The sequence below is a fragment of the Proteus sp. FME41 genome (genome assembly GCF_014897315.1).
In the GTDB taxonomy this organism is placed as follows: domain Bacteria; phylum Pseudomonadota; class Gammaproteobacteria; order Enterobacterales; family Enterobacteriaceae; genus Proteus.
Genome location: NZ_JABUYL010000009.1, coordinates 146,528 through 162,745, shown reverse-complemented (window position 1 = coordinate 162,745; position 16,218 = coordinate 146,528). Strand labels below are relative to the sequence as shown.

13 protein-coding genes and 1 riboswitch are annotated in these 16,218 nt (G+C 39.0%); of the genes, 5 read left to right on the top strand and 8 right to left on the bottom strand.

Features of this window, described 5'->3' with window-relative positions:
* Positions 1-7: 7 nt before the first annotated feature.
* Positions 8-3,391, bottom strand: coding sequence for an exodeoxyribonuclease V subunit gamma (gene recC, locus INT04_RS10430; protein WP_193016074.1), 3,384 nt, complete (start codon positions 3,389-3,391; stop codon positions 8-10).
* Here recC and INT04_RS10425 point away from each other — a divergent pair.
* Positions 3,358-3,648: a hypothetical protein gene (locus tag INT04_RS10425; protein ID WP_193016073.1), complete on the top strand. Its 291-nt coding sequence runs from the start codon at positions 3,358-3,360 to the stop codon at positions 3,646-3,648. The genes recC and INT04_RS10425 overlap by 34 nt on opposite strands.
* Before the next feature lie 87 nt (positions 3,649-3,735).
* On the opposite strand, the gene INT04_RS10420 is transcribed toward INT04_RS10425, so the two are convergent.
* From INT04_RS10420 to rppH, 7 genes are all read right to left on the bottom strand, one after another.
* Positions 3,736-4,197 carry a DUF2509 family protein gene (locus INT04_RS10420; protein WP_193016072.1) on the bottom strand — a complete coding sequence of 154 codons (462 nt, stop codon included), beginning with the start codon at positions 4,195-4,197 and terminating at the stop codon, positions 3,736-3,738.
* Entirely contained in the window at positions 4,194-4,838 is a 645-nt protein-coding gene (locus tag INT04_RS10415; RefSeq protein ID WP_193016071.1) for a prepilin peptidase-dependent protein, read from the bottom strand. Before INT04_RS10415 ends, INT04_RS10420 begins: the two co-directional genes overlap by 4 nt.
* Positions 4,832-5,335, bottom strand: a complete 504-nt coding sequence (locus tag INT04_RS10410) for a prepilin-type N-terminal cleavage/methylation domain-containing protein (protein WP_193016070.1) — start codon at positions 5,333-5,335, stop codon at positions 4,832-4,834. The genes INT04_RS10415 and INT04_RS10410 overlap by 7 nt, the downstream gene beginning before the upstream one ends.
* A gap of 227 nt (positions 5,336-5,562) precedes the next feature.
* The gene (locus INT04_RS10405; RefSeq protein WP_193016069.1) at positions 5,563-6,414 is read right to left on the bottom strand and encodes a thymidylate synthase; all 852 of its coding nucleotides are present in this window, start codon (positions 6,412-6,414) and stop codon (positions 5,563-5,565) included.
* A 46-nt stretch (positions 6,415-6,460) separates the two neighbouring features.
* Positions 6,461-7,351, bottom strand: coding sequence for a prolipoprotein diacylglyceryl transferase (gene lgt, locus INT04_RS10400; RefSeq protein WP_193016068.1), 891 nt, complete (start codon positions 7,349-7,351; stop codon positions 6,461-6,463).
* A 79-nt stretch (positions 7,352-7,430) separates the two neighbouring features.
* The gene (ptsP, locus tag INT04_RS10395) at positions 7,431-9,677 is read right to left on the bottom strand and encodes a phosphoenolpyruvate--protein phosphotransferase (protein ID WP_193016067.1); all 2,247 of its coding nucleotides are present in this window, start codon (positions 9,675-9,677) and stop codon (positions 7,431-7,433) included.
* A gap of 8 nt (positions 9,678-9,685) precedes the next feature.
* Entirely contained in the window at positions 9,686-10,216 is a 531-nt protein-coding gene (gene rppH / locus INT04_RS10390) for an RNA pyrophosphohydrolase (RefSeq protein WP_193016066.1), read from the bottom strand.
* Between the two features lie 112 nt (positions 10,217-10,328).
* Positions 10,329-10,420: riboswitch (TPP riboswitch) on the top strand.
* A gap of 65 nt (positions 10,421-10,485) precedes the next feature.
* Between rppH and thiB the strand changes: the two genes are divergently transcribed.
* From thiB to INT04_RS10370, 4 genes are all read left to right on the top strand, one after another.
* The gene (thiB, locus tag INT04_RS10385; RefSeq protein WP_193016065.1) at positions 10,486-11,499 is read left to right on the top strand and encodes a thiamine ABC transporter substrate binding subunit; all 1,014 of its coding nucleotides are present in this window, start codon (positions 10,486-10,488) and stop codon (positions 11,497-11,499) included.
* Complete coding sequence (thiP, locus tag INT04_RS10380) at positions 11,499-13,079, top strand: thiamine/thiamine pyrophosphate ABC transporter permease ThiP (protein WP_413465730.1); 1,581 nt, start codon at positions 11,499-11,501, stop codon at positions 13,077-13,079. Before thiB ends, thiP begins: the two co-directional genes overlap by 1 nt.
* Positions 13,072-13,773 (top strand): thiamine ABC transporter ATP-binding protein ThiQ, encoded by a 702-nt coding sequence (gene thiQ / locus INT04_RS10375; protein WP_193016063.1) that lies wholly within the window; start codon positions 13,072-13,074, stop codon positions 13,771-13,773. The genes thiP and thiQ overlap by 8 nt, the downstream gene beginning before the upstream one ends.
* Before the next feature lie 88 nt (positions 13,774-13,861).
* On the top strand, positions 13,862-16,216 hold the full coding sequence (locus INT04_RS10370; RefSeq protein WP_193016062.1) for a DNA polymerase II: 2,355 nt from the start codon (positions 13,862-13,864) through the stop codon (positions 16,214-16,216).
* Positions 16,217-16,218: the final 2 nt, after the last annotated feature.

Here is a 16,218-nt window from a genome sequence, read left to right as displayed (position 1 = left end):
AGCTCCCTTATTTTTTCAGAAATGGAATTATGGGTTTAAATATTGTTAATGCAGTCTGTTTTACAGTTTGTAAAAAATGCTCGTCTAATTGAGAGAAAGCACGCTGAACATACATATCACTCATTTCACCATCTCGGTTATAGCTATCTGTTAAATGTTGCATCAGCACTAGCTCTGCTTTTTCAAGCGTATCTTCGTCATCAAGTAAAAATGTTTGTGTCTTTTTATCATAGCAAGCTTGCAACCAAGCCCAGCCACTTTTCGCAAACAGCGCTAATGGGCTGTTTAGCCCTTGTTTATAATCGCTAATTAAGTTATCTAAGGTTGAATAAGCAAACTCAGGATCAACCGGTAGTAAGCACCATTGAGTCTCTTTTCTACCATAAAACCGACTTTCACCCGTTCCTTCTTTTAAGCAATAAACCAAATGCTCAATCCAAAGTTGCAGTAAGTCATTTGCGGTTAAACTGGCAGGGCGCCAACGTAATAAACCATCAGCTTGTACCTCATTTAAACGACCAATCAATGGCATTGCACTAAAGCTTTGCTCTAATGTGACAGAATGTGTGGCTAATCGTTCACTTCTTACCTTTTCAGCTAAAGGAAGTAACTCTTCTATTTGTTGTTCCCAATAAATTTGACCAAATGCGCTTGCTGGAAGTTGGCCTGCGGCTTTAATACGTTCGAAGAGTGATTCTGTTGATGTTTGCTCAATCAATGCTTTTAATAACCATTGATTCAATAGATAGCGCTGAAGCGCATTTATCACAAACGGTTCTTCTTCTGGTAATTCCGTTTCTTCAATAACAAAGTTTGTTTTTAATCTTTGTTGGAAAAAAGCACGAATAGGATGCCGATAAAATCGTGAAAGTGCCTCAACAGTGACATTTTTTACCGATTCATCATCATCCAGTGATTCAGTAAAACGTTGATGTGCCTGGCCTTGACCACTCGCGGCAGGTAGCCATTCTGAGGCATAAGAGCGAGAAGAGGCTTCAGCTTGGAAATTTTCTTGAGCAAAAGGAACGCGGCTATGTTGTGTTAACAAATGCTGATTAACACGAATTGCACTATCATCCACATTGAGTTGCTCGTCATTGGGTAAACGGAAATTTTGCCCAATATAATCTTGTAACTCTTTGATCAAAACAGAAGGGTTACATTCACGATCATCTCGTATTGATTTACCGATATAACTGATATAAAGGTATTTTTCTGCCGAACTGAGTGCCTCAAGGAATAAATAGCGATCATCATCCCGACGTTTTCTATCACCACGCCGGCGTTTTTCTGCCATTAAATCAAAACCTAAAGGCTGAATATTACGAGGGTAAATACCATCATTCATTCCTAGCAGGCATACTGCTTTAAATGGGATTGAACGCATAGGCATTAATGTACAAAAGTTAAGGCTTCCTGCTAAAAAGCGCTGACTGATTTTCTCATCATCAAACCGTACTGTGAGTTCATCACGAATAAGCACTAACGGAATTTCATTTTGATACTGTGCCTTTAAGCCATTTTCAATCACTTTTTGCCATTGCTGGGTAATCAGCGCTAAAACAAGTTCCGTTTCTTCATCCGATTCAAAAAAGGCATCCACTAATTGTTGACCAACATCTAGCCACGCTTCTAATGAGCGCGTTTCACTTAATCGTGTACGCCATTCACTTAACGTATAAAGAAAATCAGCTAAATGCCCAGCAAGCTCTGCGACTAAACCACTGGATTCATCGTAAGGAAGTACGCCTTTCCATGGGCCATTTTCACTTTCCATTGCATAACCCAGTAACATACGAAGTAAACCAAACTCCCATGTATTTTTACCTGTGATGGGGAGTAAAAATGACGCCACATTTTCATCATCTAAACCCCAACGTATACCCGACTCATCAACCCAGCGACGTAGCAGTTTTAATTCATTTTCAAAAATAGAAAAATGCCCCGCTAACGCAGGAACTTCAAGTAAAGCGAGAACTTGTTCAGCCGTAAAACGACTTTGTGGAAGATCGAGTAACGTAATAAAAGCTTGTAATACTGGGTGTGCTTGACGTGCCTTTCTATCTGAAATAGCAAAAGGGAGATAACGTTCATAAGGAGCATTACCAAAAACAGCTTGGATATAAGGTGTGTAGCTATCAATATCCGCAACCATCACAATAATATCGCGTGGTAATAGCTCAGGATCTTGTTCTAATAAATGCAGTAATTGATCTTGTAACACTTCCACTTCACGTTGTGGACTGTGGCTTGCATGAAAAGTCAGAGAATGATCATCAAGTGAAATAATTCGTTTATTTTCACTGTTTTTGTACGTTTCGAACGTTGCACCTAATTGTGAAAAATCCTCTAAATCAAGAATATCAGCTTGCAGTTGATGAAGTAGGTTATCTCTTGGAATATCAACAAAGGCATCAAGCACATCGATATATTCAAGTTCTGATAGAAAATAAAGGTTATCTTTACCTAGCTTCCCCCATGATCCCAATAATGGATTACCAATATTTTGCACTCCTTCCTCATCAAACAACAAAGAGGCATTTTTTTCATCTTTAAACCAAGGAGACTCATGCAGTTGCTTATAGTGACGCGGTTTTCTGCTATTGAGGCGAGCAAGAAATTTAGGATCTTGAATATCTCCCCAATAGTAACGGCAAGGGTTGGTAAATAATAAATAGATCTCGGTGTGCCGCCCTATCGCTTGCAGCGCCTGCAAATAAACTTGAGGTAACGCTGAAATACCACAAATAAAAATACGAGGAGGAAAACAGTGCTGAAGCTCGCCTTCTTTTGCATCATTTAATGTTGAAATAAATTGTTGATAAAGATTAGAACGATGCCATTGAGGTTGGTTGAGATCTTGGGTGTATTGTTGCAATGCAACCCACAATATTTTTTGCCAACGTTGATTTTCACTTAACCCTTCAATTAGCTCATCTTTTTCCCATAAAGCCAGCCAATCTGAACGATACACTAAATATTGGTCGAATAAGTCAGCAACACGCCCAGCTAATTGGTGTAATTTACGTTTATCGTCATCATCATCAAGGTAGTGTAATAAAGGTTTAAATTCTTCATGAGATAAAAATTCAGGAAGCAATGCCATTAATTTCCATGTCATCGCATCTTTAGAAAAGGCACTTTCTTTAGGTATGCCCGATAACACTCGAGTAAACATTTCCCAAATAAATGTTGCTGGTAATGGATAACGAATATTAGCCGCAATCCCTAAATTTTCAGCCAGTTGAATTTGTAACCATTGGGACATTCCGGGGCTTTGAACCAGAATGACTTCTTGTTCAAAAGGTGAAGAAAGGGGTCTGGTCTGCATAAAGTGCACCATTAGTGACTTTAATAATGACAATTGATTTGAGTGATATATATGAAACATCAGATCCTCATTTTATTGATAGCATGACCAGTAATCTAAGCTTATTGCTGGGAGTAGATTATTCGCAACATAACCTTCTATTTGCTGACACTTTTCTGATTGCAGCCGTAAATGTGTTATTATTTTCCGGTTATCGGCAAAATGAGAAGATAATCTATCTGGTAATTGTTCAAATAGAACAAAAATTTCCTGTCCCGCTTGTTGAATTTGAATTAACCGCTGAAAGTCAGCTTTTAATGATTGACTATACCCTATAATAGCGACAAAACTAATATTAAAAAATAGTAATACAAACATTGTATTAAGTAAGATTGAACCCGTTTCTGATTTATTTTTATTATTTACTATAGCGCACACTCCTTATGTATTAAGGGACAATAATCTATCCATCCGTTGGGATACGCTGTTATTGTTTTATTTTTATCTTTTGAAAAATGAACCCATTGGTAATGGTATATTTTATGTCCATTTAAGCTATTTCCTTGCCCCTGAAGTAAAGCCTTTTCTTGCGATATCACATACAAACAACTTTTTATTCTTGGCTGAGCCATAAATGTACGACACTGCCACTGATTTAATTGCATCGAAGAGAGATCCCAATTTAATGTCATTCCCCATTGCAATGCAGATTCAGCAAATAAAAAAGCCTGCCTAGCCTGTAATTCTTGCATCACTATTTGTTGAGATTGCCTGTAAGAGTAAGAAAAATGTCCAAGCACAGATAAACTCATGCCGATAAACCCTACCACCACAAATATACTCGCTAATCCTTGTTCGCTGTTCCGGTGAGTGAAATAACTGTTCATAATGCAGTCACATTCCTTAGACGAATAATATTCTGATAATATGATTTTATTTCAGGTTTTTGTTTTAAATGGAATTTTAACGAAATAGAAAGATAGAAATATGGATTTTTTTTTACAAAATACGTTTTAGAATAAGGCTGTAAAATAAATTCAGTTACCTCTATCTCGTTATTTTCAAAAAATTGTTGCCATCCTGAAGAGGCGCAATCTTTTACACCTCTTAATTGCTCTAATTGCCCCTTTTTAAGGCGATATCCAAAATAATCACTCTCTTTTGACGAAGGTGAATCCCATCGACCATTACTGTTTATATCGTATGCAAAAATAATGCAGGTGCTTTTTTCTTGATGAGGATACTGCCCTATCTTTAGAGGTGACTCTTGCATGCCGTTTGGCTTCAACGTATTAACACAATCACCATAACAATAGCCTATACGCCTCAATTGTGTTTCTAGCACCAATAGCCGTTCTCTTAAAAAAATATCTAATTGATATTGTTGATAGGAATGGATCAGTGTATTCGTTATTTGGGGATACGCTCGACCGATACAAAGAAATAAAATTCCACTTATCACGATAGCGAAAAGGCATTCCATCAACATCATTCCTGATGAAAAAGAAAATACAGATTGTTTTAACATGATGAAAACACCTTTATTTTCTGGCTACATGCCCTTATTCTGCCTAAGGATGAAATAATAATTTTCACTTCCCCTTCTTCACTTTGAAGGATGAAATTCATGGGTTTTAATGTTTGGCGAATTCCACCAAATGTAAAATTTGAGACCGTCGATTGCTTAAGTTGAATACCTGAGACTAATGAGAAAGTTTCTTGTTGTATGGACAAAGGATGAAGAGGCGTTGCCATTATTTTATTATGAGGTGATAGCAAAAATACCATTTTAATTTTGACATTAAACAGTAACGCTTGCTGCCGCTGATAAGAAAGAAAGGCGATGGTTTCTCGCACACTCTGTATTAAATAGCGTTGCTTGATAATCTGTTGATAAGAAGAGATTGATAGATAACTTACAATAGATACTATCAGCATCACAATAAGTATTTCGAGTAAGCTAACACCTTGTTCACTTTTTTTCTGAAATGCCTTATTTAAGCTTAATTCCCTATTATTGTTCATTTGTTTCTCCTTTTATCCTGCACTGAGCATGCAGACTACAACCTTAAAGGTAAACAAAGATAAGCGTTTTTCTCGAACAATTACGCAATAACAATATTTTCAGAGCAAATACAAAATAAAGCGTATTTATGATTAATAAATACCGATAACACTTTAAATTTAAAATTAAAAATCAATAAAAAGCCCCTGTTTATGACTAAACAGGGGCTTTAAAAGCAAAGGAAAAATTACACTGTAAATGGATATTTTATCGCTTCATGGCATTGATAGCCTTCAACAGTAAAATCATCTGTTGTTACCCATGTTTCAATATCTTCCAATGTTTTTATTTTTGGATTGATATGCAATGTGGGTAACGGTAATGGCTCTCTTTTTAACTGTACATCTCGCATCAAAGGTAATTGATTTTCATAGATATGCGCATTGATTATCTTATGAAATGCTTTACCTGGCTTATGCCCTGTAATTTGAGCCACCAGCGCTAATAAAACAAAACACTGAATTTGATTAAAATTCAAACCTAATGGCACATCACAACTGCGCTGATAAGAGGTTAAATACAGCGTATCGCCAACAAGTGAAAATGTGTGTGTATGCATACAAGGGCGTAAACAACCTAGCTCCGTTTCGCCTGGATTGTAAAACGTGACGATTTCACCACGATCATCAAGACCTTTAGTCAGGTTATCCACCACTTTACGCAGTTGATCAAAATGAGAACCGTCAGGGCGTTGCCATTGGCGTCCTTGAACACCATAAACACGCCCCATATCGTCTTCACCTTTACGATGAGGATTGTTTAGCCATGCACTATTTTCATTTGCATTGGCATTCCATGTATTACAACCAATTTCACGAAATTGTTCAGCATTATCATAGCCTCGCAAATACCCTAGCAATTCTGCAATGGCAGCTTTATAGAAGCTTTTTCGTGTTGTGATCAGCGGAAATTGGTTATTAGCAACATCATATTCCAGATCAGCATTAATGACCGTTAAACAACGGGTTCCTGTCCGTTTATTATCAATCCATTCCCCTTTATCGATAATGCGTTGACACAATGCCAGATACTGCTTCATGTTGTCTCTCTTGTTAATTAACTAATCGTAAAAAATTTATCTCACACTATTTGTGAGCAGGTGTTGGGTTTTGTGGTGTTTTTTTGTCTTGACGATAAGCCCAGACCATAAAAATAACACCTAACAAAATCATCGGAACTGATAATAATTGTCCCATACTGACACCACTAAACAACCCTAATTGCGCATCAGGTTGACGGAAGAATTCAACAATAATACGGAAAGCACCATAACCAATAAGGAAAAGCCCCGAAACACTCCCTACTGGGCGATTTTTGCGTACAAAAATATTGAGGATAATAAATAACACCACACCTTCTAACAGCATTTCATAGAGCTGTGAGGGGTGACGAGGTAAAACCCCATACTCTTGAATAATAGGCAATAATGTCGATGGATCTTGAGCAACAAGTTGAAGATCTTCAGAACGAGAGTTTGGAAATAAGAAGGCCCAAGGTGTATCTAACGTGACGCGCCCCCATAATTCGCCATTAATAAAGTTACCAATACGACCTAAACCTAAACCAAATGGAATTAACGGAGCCACAAAATCAGCCACTTGGAAAAATTTACGTTTAGTGCGTTTCGCAAACCAAATCATGGCACAAATAACCCCAATTAAACCACCATGGAATGACATGCCACCATCCCACACTTTAAAGAGGTAAAGAGGATCATTTAAAAAGACAGGCAGATTATAGAATAAAACATAACCTAAGCGACCACCGATAAATACACCAACAAAGCCAACATAAAGTAATGTTTCAACTTCATTTTTATTCCAACCACTATTCGGCTTTGCGGCGCGTCGATTTGCCAGCCATAAGGCAAAGACAAACCCAACTAAATACATCATACCGTACCAGTGTAATGACACTGGCCCGATAGAGAACATAACGGGATCAATCTCTGGAAATTTAAGGTAGCTTATACTCATTATTCCCTACTTCATTTAATCAATAATTTCTGTGTTTGTTATTTATCACCAACACAAAAAAGGCTTATACGTAAGTATGCTAGATACCTCCGCGAATTAATCCACCTAATCCTTGCCGTTCCATAAATTCAGAAGACAATTTTTTGATTTCTGTTGCTGTTTCAGCTTGCAACACGTGTTGCATAAAAGGCTGTAACACCACAGGATCAAGATGGCGTAATAAGTATTTTACCCTAGGTAAACTACGTCCACTCATGCTTAACTGCCTAAAACCGAGCCCTATTAACAGCAATGCCCCTATAGGTGTTCCCGCCATTTCGCCACAAACACTGATGGGTAACTGATAATATTGGCATTGTGTCGCAATCAAACTCAGTGCACGCAATAACGCAGGATGCAAATTATCATAGAGTGATGCGACATGGGTATTATTACGATCGACTGCAAGCAAATATTGAGTTAAATCGTTTGTTCCAATAGAGATAAAATCAACCCGATTGGCTAATTGTGACAGCATAAACACCAACGAAGGGACTTCAAGCATAATCCCTAGCGGTGGAGGAACACATTCACATGTTAACTCTCGACTCACTTCATCACATGCACGTAATAGCAATATTCTCGCTTCATCAATTTCATCAATACTTGTCACCATCGGCAACAATATTTTCAAATTTTTAAATTCGAGATTTGCTTTTAGCATTGCGCGTAGCTGAATAAGGAATATTTCAGGTTGATCAAGCAATATTCTTATTCCTCGCCATCCTAAGCAAGGATTTTCCTCATTAATTGGCATATAAGGAAGTTGTTTATCTGCACCAATATCTAAAGCACGCAACACAACTGGTTTATTAGGAAAAAAAGAGAGAATTTCACGGTAGCGATTTTTTTGTTCATCTTCTGATGGAAAACCGCTTTGTAGCATAAAAGGGATTTCTGTTCGATATAAACCCACACCGTCAATACCGACGCTAATGCGTTGTTCATATTTAATATTTAATCCCGCATTTAGCTGAACGCTAACTGCTTCGCCATTTTTTAAAACCGCTTGTTGTTCAAGTTGCTCTTCTGCGATCTGGCTTAATACACTTTCTTCATCAATGATCTGTTTATATTCTTGAGTAATGAATGGCTCTGGTTCAATAAATATTTCACCGCGGTAACCATCAAGAATAAGCATACGATTATGTAAAAGCTCAGGTTGAATATCCGCCCCCATAATCGCAGGAATTCCCATCGCTCTAACAAGAATGGCAGAATGTGAGTGAGTTGCGCCGTCTCGAACAATCACACCTGCAAGTTGTTGTTCAGGTAATTCTGCTAATAGACTTGCACTTAATTCATCTGCGACCAAAATAAAGCGCTCAGGCCAAATATTAGTTGAGCTTATATCATTATCTAAATGAAATAATAAGCGCCGCCCTAATGCCTTAAGGTCGGATGCTCTTTCTCGCATATAACCGTCTTTAAGACTCAAAAACTGTGCAGAGACCTTCTCAACTACCACTTTTATCGCCCATTCAGCAACATAACCTTGCGTGATAATTGCTGTCATTTTATGTTTGAGCTGTGGATCATTGAGTAAATGGGAATAGAGATCAAAAATGGCTGCACTCTCTTTTTGTGCATTCGCCATAAAACGTTTACTAAAACGACGGCATTCTGCGGTGGCGTCTTCTAACGCGATAGTAAGCCGATTTAATTCCGCCTTAATATCAAGCGCACTGGCTTTAAACACATTTTCAAGAATAGGCTGAGAGACTTCCTGCCAGCCATAAGCCATTACTACACCAGTAGAAACTGAAAGTGCTTTAATACGACTTTGCCGATATTGTCCAAAAAGCCCTTTAGTTTGTACCTGCGATAATGTAGCGCCTAATTGTGTCGCCAGCGTCACCATAAAAGATTCTTCGCTTTCGTTAAATAAGCGACGTTCTTTTTGTTGAACAACTAAGACACCAAGAAGTTGGCGACGATAAACAATAGGGACACCAAGAAACGCACGAAGATCATCTTCTTTGACTTGAGGGAGGTATTTAAAACTAGGGTGTTCACGAATATCAGCTAAGTTGATAAGCTCTGAAAGACGCCCCACTTCACCAACAACGCCTTCATCAAATGAAAGGCTAACGGCGCGTCCTCTCGGTTTTTTCAGCCCTTTTGTCGCCATAAGATAAAAGCAACTACGCTGTTTATCGGCAAGATAAATAGAACACACATCCGTGTGCATTGCCTGACACGTTTCCTTGACTAAGAGTTCAAGTGCTTCTGGAAGCCCTGCTGCCATAGCCACTTTTTCTACAATTTCTCGCAAACGTGTCAGCATAGTGTTATCTAATACCTTTTACGCCGATATCCATACGATGGACGAGGTAAAGACACTTGTTCTTGCAATGGCATGACTACTGGTGCGAACTCTTTCATTACACGCCGATAAACATCACGTTTAAAAGAGACGACTTGTCGAACGGGATACCAATAACTCACCCAACGCCAACCATCAAATTCTGGCGTTTTGCTTTGTTGAACGTTAATGTCCTTATCATGACTTGTTAACTGCAAAAGGAACCAACGCTGTTTTTGTCCAATACAAACAGGTTTTGTGTCCCAACGCACCAAACGCTTAGGTAACTTGTAACGTAACCAGTTACGTGTGGAGGCAAGAATTTTAACATCCTTGCGACTTAACCCAACTTCTTCGAACAACTCTCGGTACATTGCCTGCTCTGGCGATTCTCCAGGGTTAATTCCTCCTTGAGGAAACTGCCATGAATGTTGCCCATAGCGACGAGCCCAAAGCACTTGCCCTTGCCGATTACAAATTACAATCCCTACATTCGGGCGGTAGCCATCATCATCGATCACTAGACTACCTCAATAACCAAATTTGAAAGATAACTTATTGTTTCATACTACTCACAGACGGTAAACCTCTATCAACAGACTTTGCACAACGCATAGATTTATCTACAATGGGAAAGTCTCAACGGGGTGCCTTTTTAGGCTGAGAAAAACTCGTGGAACCTGATCCAGCTAATACTGGCGTAGGGATTTGAGTCAGGATGTCGCAATATTTCATGATTTGCGCACCTCACTCCTCAGATCCTTCTTGACTTCTTACTGAGGAACTAACCGTGTTAATTCAATCATTTCGATTTACTTTCCTTTTGGGTGCTTTGGGTGTTATCAGCACTTTTTCAGCACAAGCCGAAACACAAAAACCCACACTGACTATTTATACTTATGACTCTTTTACTGCAGATTGGGGCCCAGGACCTGCAATTAAAAATGCATTTGAACAACAGTGTGATTGTGAATTAAAACTTGTTGCGCTTTCTGATGGTGTTTCTTTGCTTAATCGCTTACGTATGGAAGGGAATAAAAGTAAAGCGGATATAATTTTAGGATTAGATAATAATCTTATTCATGCAGCTAAGGATACGGGGCTGTTTGCACCCAGTAACATTGATACATCAACACTCGCTTTACCTGAAAAATGGACTGACGATACCTTTGTTCCTTATGACTACGGTTATTTCGCTTTTATTTATGATAAAAACCGTATTGCAAATCCGCCCAAAAGCATGGATGAACTGCTAAATAGTCAAGAAAAATGGAAAATTCTGTATCAAGATCCTCGTACCAGCACACCGGGCCTAGGTTTAATGTTATGGATGCAATCGCTTTATCCTGAAAATACCGCAACACAATGGAAGAAACTGTCTGAAAAAACCCTGACCGTGACCAAAGGTTGGAGTGAGTCTTATGGGTTATTCTTAAAAGGTGAAGGTGATTTTGTACTCAGTTATACCTCATCACCGGGTTATCATATTTTAGCGGATAAAAAAGATAACTACGCCGCCGCTATTTTCACAGAAGGGCACTATCTACAAGTCGAAGTAGCTGCAAAACTCAAATCAAGCAAACAACCTGAATTAGCCCAGCAGTTTATGCAATTTATGCTGACCCCGGCTTTTCAAGAAACTATTCCTACAACCAATTGGATGTATCCTGTAATAAATATGCCATTACCCGAAGTCTATTCGGTGATGCCAAAACCAGAAAAATCATTACAATTTGATGCCGATATTGTTGCTAAAGAGCGCCAAACATGGACGCGTAATTGGCAATCTGCGGTAAGTCGCTAATGGGAAGATGGCTTATTCCGGGGCTATGTGCCTCGGGTTTACTGCTTATTGTGGCGTTATTGTCATTTGGCGCATTGTGGTTTAATGCGCCAAGTGGTGAGCTATCTTCTATTTTTGCTGATGAATATTTATGGCATGTTGTTCGCTTTACATTTTGGCAAGCTTTTTTATCTGCACTATTTTCAATATTACCTGCTATTTGGCTCGCAAAAGCGCTTTATCGACGTCAATTTAAAGGGCGAACACTCTTCTTACGTTTATGTGCTATGAGCCTTGTATTACCGGTTTTAGTGGCACTTTTTGGTATTTTAACGGTTTATGGAAGAGTAGGTTGGATTGCTCAAATTTGTGAGTGGTTAGGCATTGATTACCAATTTACCCCTTACGGTTTGCAAGGCATTTTATTAGCGCATATCTTTTTTAATATGCCATTGGCAACCCGAATGTTATTGCAAGCACTTGAAAGTATTTCATCTGAACAACGTCAATTAGCCTCACAATTAGGCATGAATGGCTGGCAACGTTTTCGCTTTCTTGAGTTTCCCTATCTATGGCGACAAATGCTTCCCACAGCATCACTGATTTTTATGCTCTGCTTTGCAAGTTTTGCCACTGTACTGGCATTAGGTGGAGGCCCTGCGGCAACAACGGTTGAGCTCGCGATTTATCAAGCATTAAGTTATGACTACGATTTACATCGCGCAGCCCTTTTGGCACTTATTCAGCTTTTTTGTTGTTTAGGTTTGGTACTCATCAGTCAAAAACTTAAAGGCACCCTGTTTGTTGGTGATAACCAACAATCCTATTGGCGTGATCCTAATGACCCCTTACACAGTAAAATTACTGATATTCTGGCGATTATTCTTGCGATCCTCTTTTTAGTTCCTCCGATTTTAGCGGTAATAACCGATGGGCTTAATAGCCAATTTATACGTGTTATACAACAACCCATACTTTGGCAAGCTTTTACAACGTCGCTGATTATTGCCGTGGGGGCGGGCGTTGTTTGTGTTGTCTTAACCATGATGCTGCTCTGGAGTAGTCGAGAACTTCGCTTACGCCATTTTAAAAAAGCAGGACACGCCATGGAAATGAGTGGTTTGATTATTTTAGCAATGCCGGGCATTGTGTTGGCAACGGGTTTTTTCTTGTTATTAAATAATACGATTGGATTACCCGAATCACCGTATATCTTAGTCATTTTAACCAACGCATTAATTGCCATTCCTTATGCATTAAAAGTACTCGAAAATCCAATGAATGATATTGCTTCACGTTATGGTCTTTTATGTCAGTCTCTTAATGTACAAGGCTTTAATCGACTCCGTTGGATAGAGCTGCGTGCATTAAGAAAACCCATTTCACAAGCGCTTGCCTTTGCTTGTGTTATTTCTATTGGTGACTTTGGTATTGTTGCGCTGTTTGGTAATGAAACCTTTAGAACATTACCTTTCTATCTTTATCAACAAATTGGGGCTTATCACACACAAGACGGTGCTGTGACAGCCATGATCTTATTGCTACTTTGTTTCTCTCTTTTTAGCCTAATAGAACGTTTGGCAGGAAAATCTCATGATTAAATTAGAGCATCTTGCTTACACCTATGAGCACCAACACCTTGTGTTTAATTTAACAATCACGGCGGGTGAACGAATCGCGGTATTAGGCCCCAGTGGAGCAGGAAAAAGCACATTACTCAGTTTAATTGCTGGCTTTTTACCTTCAGAAAAAGGAACACTTTTTCTCAATGGGCGTAACCATACTAAAACCGTCCCTGCTAAACGACCTATCTCCATGTTATTTCAAGATAATAATCTTTTCCCTCATTTAACAGTTCGGCAAAATATAGGTTTAGGGTTAGATCCCGGCTTAAAATTGACGGATACGCAAAAAACATTATTAGAAAATCGAGCCAAGCAAGTCTCTTTAAGTGAATATCTTGAACGCTTGCCCTCTCAATTATCAGGGGGACAACGCCAACGTGTTGCAATTGCTCGCTGCCTTGTACGAGAACAGCCCATTCTCTTACTTGATGAGCCTTTTTCGGCTCTTGATCCCGCTTTACGAATTGAAATGTTGGCATTACTAGAACAACTTTGTGATGAAAAAGAACTGACCTTACTGATGGTTTCACATAGCTTGGAAGATGCTGTCAAAATTGCATCAAGAGCGATTGTGATTGATAACGGTACGATTGTGTACGATGGAAATACTCAATCTTTAATAAAGGGTGAAGTGGATCAATCACTTATTTTGGGTATTCCTTTTAATTAATTACGACCAAAATTAACTGTATAAATAACCACTATTTTGACTATAATAAAAACATCTTTAGCGAATTTTTGATGTTTATTAGGCATTCATGATGGGTCATACAGAACAAGGCTTTATTCTTACCCGCCACTGGAGCGATACACCGAAAGGAATTGTCGTCTCTTATTGGTTGGCTACAGAAAATGGCCCTCGTAAAATCACGGTTCCTTTGCAACAGGCTATTGGTTTTGTTGCTCGTCAGCATGAAACTATTTTACGTTCACTCGTAAGCAAAAATCGTGATATTGAAATTCGCCCTCTGGATTTAAAAGACTTTGAACGGCAACCCGTTTTTGGGATTTACTGTAAACAGTATCGCCAACTAGTCCAACTTGAACAGCAACTTAAAGAACATCACATTCGCCTTTATGAAGCGGATATCCGCCCTCATGAACGTTATATGATGGAGCGTTTTATCACAGCGCCTATTTGGTTTCGTTATCAACAAAATAATACCGTTACGTTAAAACCCGCACCCGATTATCGCCCGACACTCCGAGCAGTATCTTTAGATATCGAAACCAGCGAATTTGGTGAGCTCTACTCTATAGGTCTTGCGGGGTGTGGCGATAATGTCGTGTTTATGCTCACTGATGATTTACCCGCAGAAAATGAAAGCCAACAGCCCGAAGGCTATCGACTATGTTATGTCAGCAGCCGCTCACGTCTAATTGAAAAACTGAATGAGTGGATACAACATTACGATCCTGACGCCATTATCGGCTGGAATTTAATTCAATTTGATTTACGGATTTTACATACTCATGCCCAACGTTATGGCATTAGCTTATTGTTAGGTCGCCAAAACAGTCCGTTAGAGTGGCGAGAACATGGATTTAAAAAAGGCCACTTTTTTGCCTCAGCACAAGGCCGTTTAATAATTGACGGTATTGATGCCCTGAAAATGGCAACATGGAACTTTCCCTCATTTAGCCTAGAGTCAGTCGCGCAAACACTGTTAGGTGAAGGTAAAGCTATTGATACACCTTATGCTAGAATGGATGAAATTAATCGACGTTTTAAAGAAGATAAGCCTGCATTGGCCTATTATAACTGGCAAGATTGTGTCTTAGTAAACCGTATTTTTGATACGACATCTCTTATGGCATTCTTATTAGAAAGAGCCTGTGTAACGGGGCTTTCTGTTGATAGAAGCGGAGGTTCTGTGGCTGCTTTTACGCACCTTTACCTTCCATCAATGCACCGCATTGGCTACGTTGCACCTAATCAAGGCGAAAAACCAGAAGAGCATAGTCCTGGCGGCTTTGTTATGGATTCTGCACCTGGTTTATATGACTCAGTCATAGTGCTTGATTACAAAAGCCTTTATCCCTCTATTATTCGTACTTTTTTAATTGATCCCGTAGGCATGATTGAAGGAACACATCAGCCTGATGAAAAACTTGCGATCCCTGGGTTTCGCCAAGCTCGATTTTCACGGGAACTGCACTGCTTACCCGCTATTGTGTCGCAAATTTGGCATGAAAGAGATAACGCAAAATTACATAAAAATGCCCCACTCTCTCAAGCTCTCAAAATTATTATGAACGCTTTTTATGGTGTTTTAGGCTCTGTGGGCTGTCGCTTTTTTGATCCTCGCCTTGCCTCTTCAATTACCTTACGGGGTCATGAAATTATGAAAAGAACACGAACATTAATTGAAGCTAAAGGCTACCAAGTTATTTATGGCGATACAGATTCTACCTTTGTTTGGCTGAAATCACCCCACACAGAGCAACAAGCACAAAATATTGGGCATCAATTAGTACAAGAAGTTAACCAATGGTGGAAAGCGTACCTTCTTGAAACTTATCAACTTGATTGTAAATTAGAACTGGAATATGAAACACATTATCGCCGTTTTTTAATGCCAACTATCCGAGGTATGGAAACAGGCAGCAAAAAACGTTATGCCGGATTAAGTAACGATAAAATGGTATTTAAAGGATTAGAAACCGTTAGAACAGATTGGACACCCCTCGCTCAAAAATTCCAGCAAGAGCTCTATACCCGTATTTTTCATCAACAACCTTATCAACAATTTATTCGTGATTATGTTGCCAATACTCTGACTGGAAAATATGATGACAGATTAGTCTATCGTAAGCGATTACGCCGAAAATTATCTGAATATCAGCACCATGTCCCCCCTCATGTCAAAGCAGCACGTAAGGCAGATGAATATAATTTATCCCAAAATAGACCTCAACAATATCAGCAAGGCGGTTGGATTAGTTATATAATTACCCTCTTGGGGCCTGAACCATTAGAGCACATTACCACTGCACCTGATTACGAACACTATATCAATAAGCAGTTAATGCCGATTGCAGATGCTATCCTACCCTTTATACAAGATGATTTTTCGACCTTGTTAAATGGGCAAATGACGCTTTCATTTTAAGA